At 38.7% G+C, this 17,401-nt stretch carries 18 protein-coding genes and 4 tRNA genes; 6 read left to right on the top strand and 16 right to left on the bottom strand.

From position 1 onward, the window contains the following. Nucleotides 1-15 precede the first annotated feature (15 nt). A complete protein-coding gene (locus tag C9J46_RS02830; protein WP_107245986.1) occupies nucleotides 16-1,464 on the bottom strand; it encodes an NAD-dependent succinate-semialdehyde dehydrogenase in 1,449 nt (482 codons plus the stop codon). A gap of 239 nt (nucleotides 1,465-1,703) precedes the next feature. On the opposite strand from C9J46_RS02830, the gene C9J46_RS02825 reads away from it, so the two are divergent. Continuing rightward, nucleotides 1,704-2,543 (top strand): pirin family protein, encoded by an 840-nt coding sequence (locus C9J46_RS02825; RefSeq protein ID WP_107245984.1) that lies wholly within the window; start codon nucleotides 1,704-1,706, stop codon nucleotides 2,541-2,543. Between the two features lie 53 nt (nucleotides 2,544-2,596). On the opposite strand, the gene C9J46_RS02820 is transcribed toward C9J46_RS02825, so the two are convergent. Then, entirely contained in the window at nucleotides 2,597-3,073 is a 477-nt protein-coding gene (locus tag C9J46_RS02820) for a DUF2947 domain-containing protein (RefSeq protein WP_107206274.1), read from the bottom strand. Nucleotides 3,074-3,241: 168 nt separating this feature from the next. Next, nucleotides 3,242-3,463 (bottom strand): hypothetical protein, encoded by a 222-nt coding sequence (locus C9J46_RS02815; RefSeq protein WP_107206273.1) that lies wholly within the window; start codon nucleotides 3,461-3,463, stop codon nucleotides 3,242-3,244. A 400-nt stretch (nucleotides 3,464-3,863) separates the two neighbouring features. Here C9J46_RS02815 and C9J46_RS02810 point away from each other — a divergent pair, with 400 nt between their 5' ends. Then, nucleotides 3,864-4,658: a DUF3108 domain-containing protein gene (locus tag C9J46_RS02810; RefSeq protein WP_107206272.1), complete on the top strand. Its 795-nt coding sequence runs from the start codon at nucleotides 3,864-3,866 to the stop codon at nucleotides 4,656-4,658. A 49-nt stretch (nucleotides 4,659-4,707) separates the two neighbouring features. Here the strand turns inward: C9J46_RS02810 and C9J46_RS02805 are convergent, their stop codons facing one another. The 5 genes from C9J46_RS02805 to C9J46_RS02785 are packed head-to-tail and all read right to left on the bottom strand — an operon-like array spanning nucleotide 4,708 to nucleotide 7,984. After that, nucleotides 4,708-4,959: a hypothetical protein gene (locus C9J46_RS02805; RefSeq protein ID WP_107206271.1), complete on the bottom strand. Its 252-nt coding sequence runs from the start codon at nucleotides 4,957-4,959 to the stop codon at nucleotides 4,708-4,710. Between the two features lie 37 nt (nucleotides 4,960-4,996). Then, entirely contained in the window at nucleotides 4,997-5,563 is a 567-nt protein-coding gene (locus tag C9J46_RS02800) for a gamma-glutamylcyclotransferase family protein (protein ID WP_107287118.1), read from the bottom strand. A 4-nt stretch (nucleotides 5,564-5,567) separates the two neighbouring features. Next, nucleotides 5,568-6,533: a biotin-dependent carboxyltransferase family protein gene (locus C9J46_RS02795; RefSeq protein ID WP_107287119.1), complete on the bottom strand. Its 966-nt coding sequence runs from the start codon at nucleotides 6,531-6,533 to the stop codon at nucleotides 5,568-5,570. Beyond that, nucleotides 6,521-7,219, bottom strand: a complete 699-nt coding sequence (pxpB, locus tag C9J46_RS02790) for a 5-oxoprolinase subunit PxpB (RefSeq protein WP_107290534.1) — start codon at nucleotides 7,217-7,219, stop codon at nucleotides 6,521-6,523. The genes C9J46_RS02795 and pxpB overlap by 13 nt, the downstream gene beginning before the upstream one ends. Nucleotides 7,220-7,228: 9 nt before the next feature. Next, nucleotides 7,229-7,984: a 5-oxoprolinase subunit PxpA gene (locus C9J46_RS02785; protein ID WP_107290533.1), complete on the bottom strand. Its 756-nt coding sequence runs from the start codon at nucleotides 7,982-7,984 to the stop codon at nucleotides 7,229-7,231. Nucleotides 7,985-8,230: 246 nt separating this feature from the next. Between C9J46_RS02785 and C9J46_RS02780 the strand changes: the two genes are divergently transcribed. Then, entirely contained in the window at nucleotides 8,231-8,413 is a 183-nt protein-coding gene (locus C9J46_RS02780; RefSeq protein WP_005368573.1) for a DUF3012 domain-containing protein, read from the top strand. A 90-nt stretch (nucleotides 8,414-8,503) separates the two neighbouring features. Here the strand turns inward: C9J46_RS02780 and C9J46_RS02775 are convergent. The 5 genes from C9J46_RS02775 to C9J46_RS02755 all read right to left on the bottom strand — a co-directional run bounded on the left by C9J46_RS02775 (nucleotide 8,504) and on the right by C9J46_RS02755 (nucleotide 10,104). After that, nucleotides 8,504-8,590 (bottom strand) — tRNA-Leu (locus tag C9J46_RS02775). 103 nt (nucleotides 8,591-8,693) lie between these two features. After that, nucleotides 8,694-8,780: transfer RNA gene (locus C9J46_RS02770), tRNA-Leu, on the bottom strand. A 66-nt stretch (nucleotides 8,781-8,846) separates the two neighbouring features. After that, nucleotides 8,847-8,922 (bottom strand) — tRNA-Gly (locus C9J46_RS02765). Between the two features lie 20 nt (nucleotides 8,923-8,942). After that, a tRNA-Cys gene (locus C9J46_RS02760) sits at nucleotides 8,943-9,016 on the bottom strand. 173 nt (nucleotides 9,017-9,189) lie between these two features. Next, nucleotides 9,190-10,104, bottom strand: a complete 915-nt coding sequence (locus tag C9J46_RS02755) for a PfkB family carbohydrate kinase (protein WP_107245976.1) — start codon at nucleotides 10,102-10,104, stop codon at nucleotides 9,190-9,192. A 734-nt stretch (nucleotides 10,105-10,838) separates the two neighbouring features. On the opposite strand from C9J46_RS02755, the gene C9J46_RS02745 reads away from it, so the two are divergent. Further along, entirely contained in the window at nucleotides 10,839-12,716 is a 1,878-nt protein-coding gene (locus C9J46_RS02745) for a DUF294 nucleotidyltransferase-like domain-containing protein (protein WP_107290531.1), read from the top strand. A 12-nt stretch (nucleotides 12,717-12,728) separates the two neighbouring features. Next, the gene (locus C9J46_RS02740; RefSeq protein ID WP_107245975.1) at nucleotides 12,729-13,478 is read left to right on the top strand and encodes a 3'-5' exonuclease; all 750 of its coding nucleotides are present in this window, start codon (nucleotides 12,729-12,731) and stop codon (nucleotides 13,476-13,478) included. A 63-nt stretch (nucleotides 13,479-13,541) separates the two neighbouring features. Here the strand turns inward: C9J46_RS02740 and C9J46_RS02735 are convergent, their stop codons facing one another. The 3 genes from C9J46_RS02735 to C9J46_RS02725 form a co-directional block, all read right to left on the bottom strand. Next, nucleotides 13,542-15,116: a BCCT family transporter gene (locus C9J46_RS02735; RefSeq protein WP_107245973.1), complete on the bottom strand. Its 1,575-nt coding sequence runs from the start codon at nucleotides 15,114-15,116 to the stop codon at nucleotides 13,542-13,544. 550 nt (nucleotides 15,117-15,666) lie between these two features. Beyond that, complete coding sequence (locus C9J46_RS02730; protein ID WP_105059910.1) at nucleotides 15,667-15,873, bottom strand: hypothetical protein; 207 nt, start codon at nucleotides 15,871-15,873, stop codon at nucleotides 15,667-15,669. A gap of 58 nt (nucleotides 15,874-15,931) precedes the next feature. Next, entirely contained in the window at nucleotides 15,932-16,249 is a 318-nt protein-coding gene (locus C9J46_RS02725; RefSeq protein WP_107206262.1) for a glutaredoxin domain-containing protein, read from the bottom strand. A 445-nt stretch (nucleotides 16,250-16,694) separates the two neighbouring features. Between C9J46_RS02725 and amrA the strand changes: the two genes are divergently transcribed. Next, on the top strand, nucleotides 16,695-17,312 hold the full coding sequence (gene amrA, locus C9J46_RS02720) for an AmmeMemoRadiSam system protein A (protein WP_107206261.1): 618 nt from the start codon (nucleotides 16,695-16,697) through the stop codon (nucleotides 17,310-17,312). The last annotated feature ends 89 nt before the right edge of the window (nucleotides 17,313-17,401 follow it).

Raw genomic sequence — 17,401 nt, 5'->3', positions numbered from 1 at the left:
AAGAATAACAAAATGCTATAAGCCACCCATTAAGGTGTATTTCATCTCAGTATATTCTTCTAAACCTTGATGCGCACCTTCTCGGCCAATACCTGATTCTTTTACCCCACCAAATGGCGCGAGTTCAGTAGAAATTACCCCTTCATTAACTCCGACCATGCCATATTCCAGCGCTTCACTAACACGAAAAGCGCGTGATAATGATTGAGTATAAACGTAAGCTGCAAGCCCAGAATCGGTATTATTAGCGCGTGCAATAACATCTTGCTCATCCGTAAACTTAAACACAGCAGCTAACGGACCAAAGGTTTCTTCACTCGCCACTAACATATTATCGGTTACATTACTTAGCACCGTAGGCTGAACAAAGCAGCTTGTTGAAGGCTCTCGTGTACCTATAACTAAGTTTGCCCCTTTCATTATGGCGTCGTTAATGTGTTTTTCGACTTTCTCAACCGCAGCTCGGTTTATCAACGGGCCAATAGTTACGCCATTATCAACACCATTGCCAACCGTTAGTGCTGACACTTTTTCAGCTAGCTTTTCTACAAATTGCAGATACACATCACTATGAACATAAATACGGTTAGTGCACACACATGTCTGCCCTGCATTACGAAACTTAGAAACCATTACCCCATCAATCGCGCGAGATAAGTCAGCATCATCAAACACAATAAATGGCGCGTTCCCCCCTAACTCTAAAGACACTTTCTTAACAGTAGCGGCTGATTGTGCCATCAAAAGCTTACCTATTGCCGTTGAGCCTGTGAATGAAACTTTGCGAACTCGCTTATTGCTCATAAGCTCTGCGCCAATTTTAACGGCATCTCCCGTAATAACATTAAACAACCCAGCAGGAATGCCCGCCCGATGCGCGAGCTCTGCAAAGGCGAATGCAGTATAAGGGGTATCAGGGGCTGGTTTTAATACCACGGAGCAACCCGCAGCAAAAGCTGGACCACATTTACGTGTGATCATTGCTGCAGGAAAGTTCCAGGGTGTTATGGCAGCAACCACACCAACAGGCTGGCGAGAAACTAAAATACGTGCGTCTTCTTTATGGCTTGGAATGATCTCACCGTTTAGACGCTTAGCTTCTTCGGCATACCATTCAACAAAACTCGCCGCATAGGCAATTTCACCTTTCGCTTCAGCCAGTGGCTTACCTTGTTCGGCAGTAAGAATATGAGCTAATTCATCACGGTGTGAAACAATTAACTCATACCACTGACGTAAGATCATCGAACGGTGTTTCGCTGTTGTTTTTGACCACAATCGATACGCTTTATCTGCCGCATCAATCGCAATATTGGTTTCTTCTACACCCATAAGTGGAACATGACCAATAACTTCATTTGTCGCCGGATTAGTAATATTTACCGTTTTACCAGAAAAGGCGTCACTCCATTGGCCATTAATAAATGCTTGCTGTTTAAACAAGCCACCAAAAGAAAAAGTCATTCGTGTTTCCTATTATTTCGTCAATATTGAGTATCTATTTAATGTTGATTATTGTAATACAAATAAATGTTAAACGTTTAATATTCAACTTTCATTTTACCAGTAACCAAATTTTTGTTGCTAATAATGCGGCAGATCGGCGAGTAAGCAACTAGGCTAAAGAAGAGTTGAATATTAATTTGTAATGGCATGATACATAGGCTTGTTTTCTAGCCTTACGAAAACAGGTAACAATAGCAATGACTAGAAAAATTGCAGTAATTCGGCACGGCATAAAACACGGTGCCATCGTCACCTATATCGATACCCCGCATCTTCCTGATACCAACCCCTTTATCCTTTGGGATCATTATTTATCTACTAACCGAGCACATAATGAACTAGGTTTTCATGGCCACTCAGGTATCGATGCTGTCAGCTATCCCGTTATCGGATCAATCCAAAACGATGACAGTATTAACGGTAAAAATCACATTCAAACGGGTGATATTCACCTCACCACCTGTGGTTATGGTATGGCACATAAATCACTGATGAAACCACACAATGGGATCGCAGAAGCGTTTCAAATGTGGACCGCTTCGCCTTCAGAGAAAGAAGGAGAAATGACTGCGCCATCAAGTACTCATATTGCCAGTAAAAAACTACCTCTCGTTGAAGGCACACACGCGACAACAAAAGTACTCATTGGTCACTACAATGGTGTTGAAAGCCCAATAAAACATAACTGCAATATTATCTATCTTGATATTATTGTCACGTCATACGGTAGTTGGACGTTTACACCACCAGAGACCCATGTTGCAGGTTTTATTTATTTACGCTCAGGGCACGCCTATATCGCAAATAATCAACTACATCCGAATCAAATGGGAATTTTTGCTCACTCGCAATTACCCATTACCGTCACAACCACAAACCACAGTGCACGTTTTTTTATTGCGTTAGGCGAGCCATTAAACCAACCTTTAATAACAAAAGAAGGCTCGGTTCATTCTTCAAGCAACAATTTACACATCGCATTAAAAAATATTCAACAGATCATAAAACAATTACAGCCCATTGAAGAAAAAACATAAATAACAACGCCCTGTAATTTAAAAAGAAATAAATATTACAGGGCGTTAGAAAATTATGGGCGTAATGCTAACTGATAAGTACCATTGGATTGAAACCACAGCGCTTGTTTTTGTTTGCGACCCAATAGAATTGGACCATCATCAAAAAACAAAAAGTTTTTCCAGTTACGTTTAAATACACCCCATTTAGTTTCTACAATATTGTACTTTTCGTAGCAAAAATAAATCGTTGTATTATCTTCCCATTGCAAAGCTGTCAAAATAGCAGCTGGCAATGATGCATCATCATCGTTATCCCAAGCATCTTGCCAATCTTCAGGCTCTGACCAGTTTTTTGTATCTGCCGCCCAATCACCGTGCTCAAAGTGATCAGAATCCGGACTCTGTTTACTAATATGTTCCTGCCACAATTGCGAAGAACGCGCTTGGGTTAACGGTTTTATTTGCTCAAGATCTGTCGTAGGAACAGGCATCGAAGCATGGGTAAAAATCCACTTACGCGTGTAATTATCGAGTTCGGTGTAATTCATCAATTAGCCTAAATATATAATGACACCGCAATGTACATCAGACACAAAATTTGTTCCAGTTACAGGCTAAGAAAAAAGCATTCTTCATCGATGATCTCAATGTATCAAAAAAGCTACGAACATCATCGTACTTCATCCATCACTTCCCGTGATTATAATTATCCTGTTTTATTTTTCGTTACCCCATAAATTGCTTACCCAACCGCCCGCATTGTCATCATAATGACTATCATCAAATGTTGTTATTGGCTTTATGGGGTGTTCATTATTATGACTTTCTAGTAGCTGTGATATGTGCATCGCCATAGGATCACCTGTCGATTTCATTTGATGCCGAGTTGCAACTTCTTTGATAATTTGTAATCGATATGACGAGTTCATTTTTTTCATCACACACTCCTCTTTCTTTAGACATAAACGTATAAAAAATAGGCGCGCTAACACTAAACGTCAAATAACTGTATTACTAGTGTCACAACAGACAGGTATAGACCTCGAAATAAAATTTCTTAAATAACAACACGTTATTTTTTAATTAAAAGATGATCTTTACGACCGTTTACAATCAAAATCATAACCACATGATTTAAAAGGAGTTAATAATAGATTAATTTTTTATTTCATTTCAGTCCTATTATTAATTATTACGCTGAAAAAGACATTTGCAGAATGATCTATATAATCGAAGTGGCTTGGTGCATAAAACACATGCTACTTGATCATCTTGTTACCAAACCTGTTAAACTATAAAACGCTAATGTTCGTTATATCTAAATGTTTAGGAGTACCTGTGCGTTTATTGTCTTTATTTACTACGTCGGTTTTATCTTTATTGAGTGTAACAGCCATTGCAGCACCGACAAGTAATCCTTCAACAGCACTACAAAAAGTAAGTCATGCCACCTATTCTTTTCCGAACCAATTTCATCAATGTAAAAAGACATTAAATTACAATATCTTTTTTAAAGGTCAGAAAATTGGTCATTATCAACGTCACATTGTTTGGAAAGGTGATAACGCTGATATTTATACCAACAGTGAGGTTGATGTTTTAATCACTAAATCAAAAATGCACTCTCATACTCAATTACATTGGTCAGATGCTGCTCAACGCTTTATCACGGATAAATTTCAACGAACGATCACTGGACTAATGGCAGGAAATGTCAGTGTAACGTTTAGTAACGATGGCCATAACTCTACAGTGACTGATGATGGAAAAACGCAGAAATATACCAATGCTTTCGCGCCTATTCTTGATGGAGACACAATTGGTAGCCAAATGCGTCTTGATTTAATTGAAGGTAAAAAGAACTTTGATTTCATCATGCAAAATAGTGACGAAACTAGCCACTACTACTTTGCAGTCGTGGGTAATGAAACAATCGATACTAATTTTGGTACTCTAAATACCATTAGGGTTAATCAAACGAGAAAAAGCGATCGCCAACTTTCATTATGGTTTGCGCCATCACTTGATTATCAACTCGTAAAGGCAACTTATCACCGTAAAATTGTCGATTTAGAAGCGGTACTTATGAGTAAAAAGATTGATTGCCCACCAAAGCAGTTATTCAAAAAGTAATCCTCATTGGTAGCAAGAAGCCGAGTTGACTTATAACTCGGCTTCTTATTTATTTCATCGTCACTTTGCCACCAATGATTTTAAATGCAGGTGTACCTCTTACTAATGCATCTCGTGCGAATACCACACCACATTCAGGGCATGTTGCAGATTCAATCGTAAAATCTTTTACAATTCTTTCTTTAAAACATTTTACTAACGCCCCTTTTCCACCTTTTCGATATTTAAATAAGAGCGTTTTACATTTAGCACAAAAGATATCAACTGTTTTTGTCGGCCCTTTTTTATTCGGTTTTGCCACCGTAGATCTCGCTTAAATGATAACGATAAGCAGATCGTTAATTACCTGAAATCGTATTTTCAATGAGTATATCAATCTGCTTTCTATCAGCATCATAAACGCCAGCTAAGTTGCCGTATTTAGGCGAATGACGATCATTTTGATAAGGGTATTGCCAGCCTGTCGTCGTTGCGATAAACATCTCTGCAAATTGATGTGAAATAGATAAACATCCCGCTAAAACCGTATCAACATAGGTTTGTGTAATAGGAAACTGCTGACAAGGTGGTAAAGCACTATTATTGATATACACCCAAACTGGTTCTGATAATGTGAGCTTCGTATTTTCTAACAATTCAATTTGTTGTGCAGTAATTTGAATACGTTGATAACCATGTTCTCTTTGGTCAAAGTCTCTCAAACCTTTTTCATCAACTTCAATTAACACGCCATTACAGACACCTTGTCCCGGCTTTACGACTAAAGGTGCGATAGGATAACTGCCATCAACATTACCCCATGAACGCTGTAAACCATGCACTAATGCAGGATAAGATTTACCAGTATTACCTGTACGGTTTCGCGAGTATTTATTGATCAGGCTTCCATAGCCGAAAATATACATCCAATCACCTTTCTTTCTTTTCGTTACCACAATTGAAAACATTAAAGAATCGACAGAAAGTAAACCATTTCTGTAACTCAAGTTCAAATAGCTCTGGGCTTAATGGTGAAAATCGGATTGAATCTCCCGGTTTTAATTGACTAACCAAATTAAGATCGCGCTGAGTAATGCAACCTAAAATAGGATATCCCCCCAACGTTTGTCGATCATTGAGTAAAATAATGGGCTCTCCTGATGCAGGAAATTGAACCGCTCCCTTTGCTATAGGTTGAGAGATCAATGTCGTCTTATTGGGGAGGATCTTTTCCCCTACAAGCCGATAGCCCATGCGATCACTATGTTGACTCACTTGATATTCTGACTGATAAAACTGCTGCTTTTGCTGTGAAGAAAACCATTCTGCTTGATATGATTCAATAATAGATACCGTTAACTTTTCGGCATAATGGGGTATATAGCGTGCGGGTACTGCTTGAAAATGATAAACGTTATTTCCACCATATTTAGAAAGTCGTTGCCCCTCTTTTAGTGACTGCCCCGTACCATCAAAACCGCCCAGATGATTCCTAGCGACTGTCGATACACTACCTAGACTTTCTTTAACACAAAATCCACCGTCAATGGCTAAATATGCTCTTAACCCCTGACGTGCATAGCCTAACTGCAATACTTGCCCACGCAATAAGCGTACTGTTTGCCAGGGCATAACCTTTTTCCCATCAATCTTGGCTTGCATATCAGCACCAGTGAGAGCGATAGTACAATCGGTAAGAACGTTAAAACTGACTTGCCCTAATGTGATCTCTATTTGAGCTGCATTAGGATCATTATTTAACAATAAATTCCCCCAGCAGAAAGCATGAAGATCCATTGCGCCACCTTGGCTTAATCCATGCTCTGCCACACCATATCGACCGAGATCTTGCAACTGCATTAGCATCCCTGATTCAATGATCTCTAACGCTTCCATAACTGCCCTCCTAGATCTAAAAATTCTTGTTTGGTGATCGCAAAAAATTGCACCTGATCGCCAATTGAAAAAATAGATAACGGGTACTGATCAGCTAAAAATAAGGATTGCGGACAATTACCAATAATATGCCAACCTCCTGGACTTTGATCGGGATATATTGCGGTTTGGTTATCGGCAATACCGACGCTTCCTGCTGGTATTTGAAGCCGAGGTGACGACAGTCTAGGCATTGCGATTTCAGCATCCACCGAAGATAAAAAAGCAAACCCAGCAGTAAAACCTATTGCACCTACCTGATAGATTTTATCACTATGTCGAGTAATGACTTGTTGCTCTGTTAACTGGCTATGAGCGGCGACAGTAGCTAAATCTGGCGCAACATCTGAATGATAATAAACAGGTAATTGATGCAGTTTTGATGTTAAATGGCGAGAGCCTTTATAACTTAGTCGATGATCAGCAAACCATTGCTCACTTGCCGCAACCAATAAAGAATAACAATTACAGTCCAGCCGAAAATGTAACATCACTTTAGTATACGAGGGAGTAACATCGATTAATTCACGACTATATTGTGTTTTAATAAACGTCACGTAATCAGCAATCATGGCTGTTGTTTCAGCGGTAATTTTCTGCCCAAATTCCACCATCATGGCTGATTCAGTTAACCGACTAATAAGCATAATAACGTCCTATTTATTATCATTTGCTGACTGCAATAACAGGGCGATCTCTTTAATTGTTGCAATTGATTCAGGGTTATCACCATGCACACAAATGGTATCAACCTGTAATGTTAATAATTTCCCACTCTGGGTTTTCACTTTACCTTGAGCGAGTTTTAATACTTGCGCTTTTATCAAATCAGGATGGTGATGAACTGCACCAGCTTCATGTCGTGGAGCTAATAATCCATCGGCTGTGTAAGCTCTATCTGCAAACGCTTCAAAAAGTAAAGAAACACCTTTTTGTCTGGCTATTTGAATATATGCCTCATTATTTGCTCGTGACAGGACCATAAGAGAAAGAGGAAGAACACGGGAAGTATTAAGTTTTGCGATCGTTGAAACAATGACTTCGAAAATTTCAGGATCTTGCATCATTTGGTTATATAACGCGCCATGAGGCTTCACATACGTAATAGATACAGCATTCAGCCGACATAACGCATCTAGCGCCCCGACTTGGTAAGCCACACTATGACTGATTTCATCCAACGTATGGGGAATAGGCCGTCGTCCAAACCCTTCTTTATCATTATAGCCAGGGTGAGCACCTATGATCACATCATGATTTTTAGCTAAAGCAATCGTTCTTGCCATCACTGTCGGATCGGATGCATGAAAACCGCACGCAATATTCGCCATATTGATCCATGGCATCACTGCTGCATCATCTCCCATATTCCAAGCACCAAAACTTTCGCCCATATCACAATTTAATTTCATCATGCCCTCCTTACAATCATGCCAAATCACGGACTATCAATAATTATCTTAGCCCTCCGAAGCATCAGAGTATTGGTATTTAGCAAACCAGCCTTTTCCTTTGTTATTGAAATATTACATAATTATCACATAAAACACTTTTTAAAATTTGCTAATACGTGACCTTTCAGCCATTCTTACGGCATTGTGAGTAATCGCAGAAATTTAACGCTGAAGCTGATAATTAATCAGTAATAAAGGATGTTTATGAAGAAGTTATTTATTTTATTAGGTGCTGTAACATTACTTTCTGCATGTACACCGGAAGTGGGCAGTGAAGATTGGTGTAACCAATTAAAAGAAAAACCAAAAGGTGATTGGACAGCGAACGAAGCAACCGAATTTGCTAAAAGTTGCATCATTCGTTTCGGCACTGATAGCGATAAATAACAAAAAAGAGCCTTTCGGCTCTTTTTTATTTGATGTACTCACATTACAGACGAAAAAAAAGCTCATCTAGTGATGAGCTTTCTTTATAGATGGTGCCCCGGGCCGGACTTGAACCGGCACAGCGCGAACGCCGAGGGATTTTAAATCCCTTGTGTCTACCAATTCCACCACCAGGGCACGCAATTACTTGCGATGGGTAAGACACCATCTGTAGATATCGCTTATTCGCTATATCTTTTAATTCTATTTTTTCTTTTTTACCTAATAGGTAAAATAAAGATGGTGCCCCGGGCCGGACTTGAACCGGCACAGCGCGAACGCCGAGGGATTTTAAATCCCTTGTGTCTACCAATTCCACCACCAGGGCACGCAATTACTTGCGATGGGTAAGACACCATCTATAGATACCGCTTATTCGCCATATCTTTTAATTTGGAGCGACACACGAGGTTCGAACTCGTGACCTCAACCTTGGCAAGGTTGCGCTCTACCAGCTGAGCTAGTGTCGCATAATATTCTCAAAAGAGAATGGAGGCGCGTCCCGGAGTCGAACCGAGGTCCACGGATTTGCAATCCGCTGCATAGCCACTCTGCCAACGCGCCATTTTGTTCACACCGATAAGTGAGTTGCTCTTCGGTATGGGGTGCATTCTACGTAATGTAGCTTTTGAGTCAATACTATTTTTTAAAAAATAATGCTAAGCGATTATTTTACAACCAAATTATATGATTCAGCCTGTGATTTGGTCATCATAAGATGTAAAAACATCATTGCGTTACATCATATCTCGCATTGCTGCAGCAGGGATCACTGCTTTAGAATGAGTCTGTACTTTTAAAGTCAGCTCTTTTCCAAGATTAAGTGAATGGCGAATGCTTTTACCGCTAATCCTTCCGGCCAGATATCCTGCAATAAACGCATTATCTGCAATATAATCCGTCGTCTGCCCTATTGGTTGGATCACAGATATCTTCATTTGAGTATGAAGGGCTTTAAGATCGCTTATCGGGTGGTCGCTATATTGTTTAATTACTAATTCACAGCAGTTCGAGTGACTATAGCGTTCAATAATACCAAAGCTAGTGCCCCAGATTCGTTGTTCGTCTTTTATCTCAATGAAAGCAATGTCTATATATGGTAATAACTGACATATCCAGTATCTTGCTTGCTGTGGTGTCCACATATGAGGCCGATATCGATTATCAAAATAGACTTTGCCGCCATCTATTTTATATTTTTCTAACAGCACCAATAACGCTGCTTTTGCTTCATCGGTTAATAATGCAAAGCTTACTGCACTGATATAAATAGCATGATAGTTATAGTTACTTAATGCTATTTCAAGTGGTGATGACTCCCTTGAAAAGTAATAACGAGCAGCATTATCTTTATTCCAAAAATGGCGGTAACAGTGCCCTTCTCTATCTGTCTCGATATAACAAAGATCAGGGAATTTAGTCGAAAGATACCGGACTAAACTCGTATCAATGCCTTCTTGCTGCCAACACGATAATAATGATAGTGATAACTTATCAGTCCCTACGGCAGTCGCATAACTGACAGAAATAGCTCGAGATTGTCCAAGCCGAGACAAATACAAGGCTGTATTGGGTACATCTCCACCATACGTTGCATACTTAGTCGTGTTATTTATTTCAACAAGCGCTTCACCAAAGAAAACAATTCTCACACGGATACCCCATCGTCAGATATCTAAGATTATGCTTCCATTCATATTCATCGTTATGTTGTTTATTAAAGCCTAATACAAATACGACGAATATTGATAATACAATCATCTAGATTTAAAGTATTTTCAGTTCATTATATGGCATAAATGCGTTCTCCATGATTAACGTTATTAATGACGTTTTATCAGCTCTCTTCGATGAAAATAGATAGCTACTGCGAAGATACTTTTGTCTCATTATTTAAAAGAAACGACTTAAATACGGATGATTATCTATGCTATTTTTGTCGGCAAGATCTCATCATTATATATTATTACGTTATTTAACTAAGGTATGTAATGTACATGGATTCAAGCCTTTTTATTTGATCTTGCTGTTCTTCTTTTTGCAGTGTCGGTAGGTTTTGCCGTTTCGTTTCTAACAGTAAAATATGATGAGATTGATGAGGTAACTGAAAGCAAAATTGAAGCGTGTTTTTTCTCTGGGGCGCGCCTTATCGGTAGCGGCTGTATTGCTTATCTCTTGATGTAATTCAATTTTCAGAATAATTTGACCTATCTTTTACGCTTGTAGCCGTGACAAGCGTTTAATTCCTCTTCCGTATGCTTTAACCTCATTTATACGTTAAACTTTCATCTATCTATTACTTAATCGCTTTCTTAGCTTTAATAAGCAATAGATCATTGAATACCCAACGCCAACTAAATACTTGCCTTAAATAACGGAAGATGTAATGGAAGCGGAACAAATAGAAATTCTCAATTTTATCTCACAGTATCCGCCTTTTGATACTTTGCCAGAAGAGCAACTTCATCAACTTGCTCTTGAAGTCGAAGTCGCTTATTACCGTGCGAACACCATGATATTGAATACTGGCGATAGCATTCATGATCTGTTTTTAATTCGAAGTGGTGCTGTTGAAATATACCGCCGTAAGGGCGAGCTCTACAATCGTCTTGATGAAGGTGATATTTTCGGCCAAATGGGCTTGTTGATGAACAACCGAGTCCGAATGCCAGCAAAAGCGCTAGAAGATACTCTACTCTACTGTATTCCCAATACTCTATTTATTGAACTTTGCGATAAATACGATAGCTTTGCGGATTTCGTTGAAGTTGAGGATGGGGCTCGTTTACGTCATGCCGTATCAAGCCAACATGATGAAAATGATCTGACGACATCAAAACTAAGAACTTTGATCACTCGCGATGCCGTCATCATTGATCAAAACGAAACCATTCAAACGGCAGCACAAACAATGGCTGAAGAAGGCGTTTCTGCATTATTACTCAGTGACAGTAATGCTACCGATGACGATGATGAAAACGATTATGTCACGGGAATTATTACTGATCGTGATTTATGTACCCGAGTATTAGCCGAAGGTATTTCAACCTCAAAGCCTGTTTCTTCAGTCATGACAGCAGAACCCATTACACTCGATCATAATGCCTATGTATTTGAAGCGATGCTGACTATGCTGCGTTATAACATTCACCATTTGCCTGTGCTTAGAAACAAACAACCAATAGGTGTGATTAGCGTTTCTGATATTGTTCGCTATGAATCGCAAAATAGCTTACTTCTCGTTAGTAGTATTTATCAGCAGCAATCTGTAGAAGAGCTCATTCAATTATCAGCACAAGTTAAAGACTGCTTTGTGCGCATGGTTAATGAAGACGCTAACTCGCATATGATTGGCAGCGCAATGGCAGAAATTGGACGCAGCTTTAAACAGCGTTTATTAGAATTAGCAGAAGAAAAGCTCGGTCCACCACCTATTCAATACTGTTTCTTGGCCTTAGGCTCTATGGCACGAGATGAACAACTCATCGTCACAGACCAAGATAACGCCATTATTTTAGATAATTCCTTCGATCATGATAAACATAATGCGTACTTTGAAGCACTTGCGACTTTTGTTTGTGATGGCCTTGCTGCATGTGGTTATGCCTATTGTACTGGCGGCATTATGGCGACAAATCCAGAATGGCGAAAAACCCGACATGAATGGGAACAATGTTTTGCTGATTGGATTGATAATCCAAAACCTCAAGCGTTATTAAATAGCTCTATCTTTTTTGACTTAGGCGGTGTTTGGGGCAGATTACGTTGGGCTAAACAACTTAATGGTTTTATTGTTCGTCGTGCCCGTAACAGCCCTCGCTTTTTAGCTTGCCTTGCACGCAACGCAATCAATCGCACGCCACCATTAGGCTTCTTTAAAGATTTCGTAATGGAAAAAGATGGACGTCATAATAACTCGATTAATCTAAAACGTCGTGGTACAGCGCCATTAGCAGATTTGATTCGTGTCCATGCCCTTGCGGTAGGTTCACGTTCACAAAATTCGCTCGAACGTTTGGACGATATTATTGAAAGTGGAATTTTACCACCGGGACGTGCTCAAGATCTTCGCGATGCCATGGAATATATTTCATTAGTCCGTATTCGCCATCAAGCGTTGGATGTTGAAGAAGGACAAGAACCTGATAATAGTATTGAGCCTGAAAATATGTCCGATTTTGAACGCCGTAATCTTAAAGATGCTTTCCAAATTTTAAGTAAAGCCCAAAACTTCGTGAAATATCGCTATCAAGCAACACGATAAGGGTAACGAAGCATGTTTAGAGAAATATTCAAAAAAACAACATCAACCCACTTCATTCGTAATACTCCGATAGTGGATTGGCAAACAAAGTTTGCGGAACTTGCCAATGATGCTAAAGACCAAAGAATTAAACAATATTATCAACATGGTATTTTTAGTGGTGATACCCCATTAAAGGACATTGAATTTGTTGCTTTAGATTTTGAAACAACAGGGCTTAATGCTAACAAAGATGACATTATTAGTGTCGGGCTTGTTCCCTTCAACATCAATCGTATTTTTTGCAAACAGTCACAGCATTGGGTAGTAAAGCCAAAAGCAAAACTAGATGAAGACTCCGTCATCATTCATGGTATTACACACTCAGATGTACAAACGGCGCCTGATATACGTCGAATTTTAGAAGCTGTATTAGACTCTTTAGCTGGTAAAGTCGTAGTGGTGCATTACAAAGCCATCGAGCGACAGTTTATGGATAAGGCATTACGAGTGCGATTAAACGAAGGCATCCAATTTCCTGTTGTTGATACTTTAGCGCTTGAATTATATATCCAAACCCAGCAGTACAGTGGTATTTTGGCGAGATTCAAAGGGAAAAAGCCAGGCTCCGTTCGATTAGGGAAATGTAGAATTCGATATGGATTACCCGCTTATCAACCTCATCACGCGTTAACAGATGCATTAGCAACAGCTGAATTATTACAAGCACAAATCGCATATCACTTCACACCTGATACGCCAATTGAGCAAATTTGGGAATAAAAAAACCGCAGTATTAATACTGCGGTTTTTATTACCATTTTAGGCTAAATTGCCCTTATAATTTTACTTGTACTTTTCTGTTCTAAAGCCAAGCAATAGGCTTACACACATTAGCAATAATATAATAGTAAACGGAAGTGCCGTTGAAATAGTGCCAGCTTGAAGCGCTTGAATTGCTTGAGTACCACCTACCCACAACAATGCAATCGCAATTAAACCTTCAATAACAGCCCAAAATACGCGTTGTGCCACAGGGTTATCAATTTTACCACCTGCAGTAATACTATCGATAACCAATGAGCCTGAATCTGATGAAGTGATAAAGAATACTAAAACAAGACAAACGGCAATAACAGATAAGATAGTACCAAAAGGTAGTGCATCAAACATCTGGAACATCGCCAGTGGCACTTCAGTAATACCATTTTTTCCTAACGATCCAATGCCATCCATCACTTGGTGAATGGCTTGACCGCCGAATACTGACATCCAAACAGTTGTAACCACAGTCGGCACAATCAAGACAGCAATTAAGAACTCACGAACAGTACGACCTTTTGAGATACGTGCAATAAATGAACCTACAAATGGTGACCATGAAATCCACCATGCCCAGTATACAATTGTCCAACCGTGTAACCATGCTTGGTCTGTACGTCCAAATGGGTTACTGAGTGGAATGAAGTTCTCTACATACCCCACAATCGTTGTTGGGATTGTATGCATAGAAACAGTAAAACCAACGGCGCCGACAAAAACAAGAAGAACTAATGCTACCAGCATATTGATATTGCTTAGCAATTTAACGCCAGAATCAATACCTTGTGCTACTGAGTAGATGGCAATTAAAGTAACGACAATAATAATGCCAATCTGTAATCCCAAACCACCATGAGTACCAAATACGTGGTTGATACCACTTGCCGCCTGCTGAGCCCCTAGTCCTAAAGATGTCGCTAAACCGAATAGCGTCGCAAGCACAGCAAGAATATCAACAATATGCCCAGCCCAACCCCAAGTACGATCGCCAAGAATAGGATAAAACACCGAACGAATAGAAAGTGGTAAACCTTTATTATAAGCAAAAAATGCCATTGAAAGCGCAACAACACCGTAAATAGCCCATGGATGTAAACCCCAATGGTACATAGTTGCACCCATCGCGACTTTAAAGGCCTCTGGCGTTTCAGGTGTCACACTTAGCGGTGTTGAACCACCCCATCCGGTATAATACGCGGCAGGCTCGGCAACACTCCAAAACATTAAACCAATCCCCATACCTGCAGCAAACAGCATGGATAACCAAGATAAGGTTGTATGTTCAGATTCAGCTTCTTTACCGCCAAGGCGAATACGCCCGTAAGGAGAAATGATGAGCCCTAAACAAAAAATAACAAAAAAGTTTCCCGCTAAAAGAAACATGGTATCGAATTTATTTACGATAGCATTTTTAACACTATCTAACGCTGCTTTTGCTGTTGCAGGATCGCTGATAAGAATTGCTGCTAAAAAGAGAACAATTAATCCTGCACTAACGCCAAATACCGCATTATGGACATCAAAGCCCCATTTTTGGACATTATCTTGTCCAATTGTATAGTCGGTATTATGAATACTATATTTATCGTGCTTACTCATTTATAAAGTCCCGTTATGATTACAACTCAAACCATCAATACTTAGTCCTGTAAATAAAATCTGAGCGGCAATATATAACCATTTCATCATAATAACTGTCAATAGATGGCTTAATCGTCTAAAAACAATTCATTTGTTATAAAAAACACCATATCCCATAAAAAATAATGATATCAGTGTGTAAAATTAATAATGCTTTTCATTGTACTCTAACTACTACCCTATCAACTTTAGACTGTTTTTTTATCGTTGGCTGATAAATATAATTTTATCATCGTAGTTATTTTTATAATTTAATTCATGATGTTATAACTTAAGCTGAAATTTATAAAATTATCAGCTATCAAAGTTATCTCACTTCCGTAAATAGCTTTTTATTATTAATCGCTGCATTAACTAGCAATATAAAAATAGAAATTGAGAATGCCGATTTGCTAGAAATAGTGTGCAACTCCGTAACACTCGTTATCAGTAATGTGGGAATACTTACCTAAAAAAAACAATTCAATGGTGCTTTTTTATACACCCTACAATTAAAATATCCCCTTAACTAGGCGAAATCTAAATGAATATGAGTACAGCCTTTTTTACATGCAATCCCTGGTTGTTCGCTTTTTTCAGGTGGAACTAAGAATAATGATTGATCACATTCTTTACAGTTAACTACTTTACCTTGCATCACTTTTTTAATAATAGCTTGTTGGTCACCAAACGATTGTTTGGCCTGTTTGTTTAATTGAGAAAAATCGAGTTTCATAAGATCAGCTCATACATGTACTATTAATAGATATAAAAAAGGGCTTTTCAGCCCATTTTTATAATTCAAAATCATCAAACTCAGTTGCTTCAACTTGGCGCTCAAGAAAAGCGACTAAATCGTCATGACCGCCAATATATTTATCATCTAAAATAATTTGAGGTACAGTACGAACCGTTAGCCCTGCCTTTTGTTCGATGAAATCAACCATCACTAATTTTGATAAATTTAGCCCTAAAACAAGTGTTGTATACTCGATACCACGCTCATCAAGTAATGCTTTTGCTTTCACACAAAACGGACAATTCGGCTGCGTAATTACTAAATTGTCGTATTGCTCAAGCTGTTCGATTGTTAGATTTTTTACTTCAGTCATCACAATGCTACTTCTTCTATAAGATAAGTTGGTCAAGATAATTGAAACTTACTTAATAGTAAAACATCTACTTCACACCTGTTTACGATCTAAACAATATTTAATTTTAGTTGCACTGTTCACTTTCTATTCGCAATTACTCATTGATAGTCAATTAGTAAAAGCCCCTTTTCAACAGATAAAATATAACAATTTGTTTTATAAGAAATTAAAATACAAATACTGAATAAAATAACGATAGAAAAGTTAACAAATTTTAACCTTTCACATGTTGAACATTCATCGAAAATAGATGATATTAATTACCTCACTACCGTTAACTGTTTCGTCAGTCCTTTTGCATTCAAACACTAACGGATAATCAAAAGCAGCCCAATGAACAATAATAAATCGCTTTTATCACGGAATTTAACTGCTCTGTCATTACAGAGTTAAGGAGAGAGTTGTGGATATAATAGCTACACCACAAACATATAATAAAGGTGAGTTAACTCAATTACTGGATATTGCACGCAATGCTATTCATGACCATTTTTCTGATCGTCCGATAAATGCACCTCGGCTTAATCATTACACGCGAAAGATGCAACAACATGCAGCATGTTTTGTTACCTTAGAGGTGAATAATGCATTGCAAGGCTCTATGGGGACAACTATTGCTTCGCGTCCATTAGTCATAGAAGTTCATAATAAAGCCGTGGCTAGTGCATACGAAGACCGTCGCTTTATGCCTCTTTCTGAAGAACAACTTGATGAATTAACAATCGAAATCGAAGTATTATCGCCACTTGAAACGTTGCCAATTCACTCTCATCAGGCCTTAGTCGAACACTTACAAATACCTAGCAATCGCCAAGGTATTGTATTAATTGATCGCTACACGCAAACAACAATGCTACCAAGTGCGTGGAGAAAAGGGATCACACCAGATCATTTTATTCAGCAATTGAAACAAAAAGCGGGGTGGTCACCAAGCTATTGGTCACCCAATATGGTTGTTAAAACCTTCACAACTAGCGCACTGAAAGAAAAATACGCCAAAATTCGTAGTAAATATTTCTAACAGCCTACGCAAGCAGCAGTAACTGCTGTTGCTTGCTTATTCAAACCTTTCCGGTACTTTGTCAAAATATTTAATTGATATTGTTTGAT

It is taken from the genome of Photobacterium sp. GB-36 (assembly GCF_003026135.1).
Classification (GTDB): domain Bacteria; phylum Pseudomonadota; class Gammaproteobacteria; order Enterobacterales; family Vibrionaceae; genus Photobacterium.
This window is presented reverse-complemented; position numbering and strand designations above follow the sequence as displayed.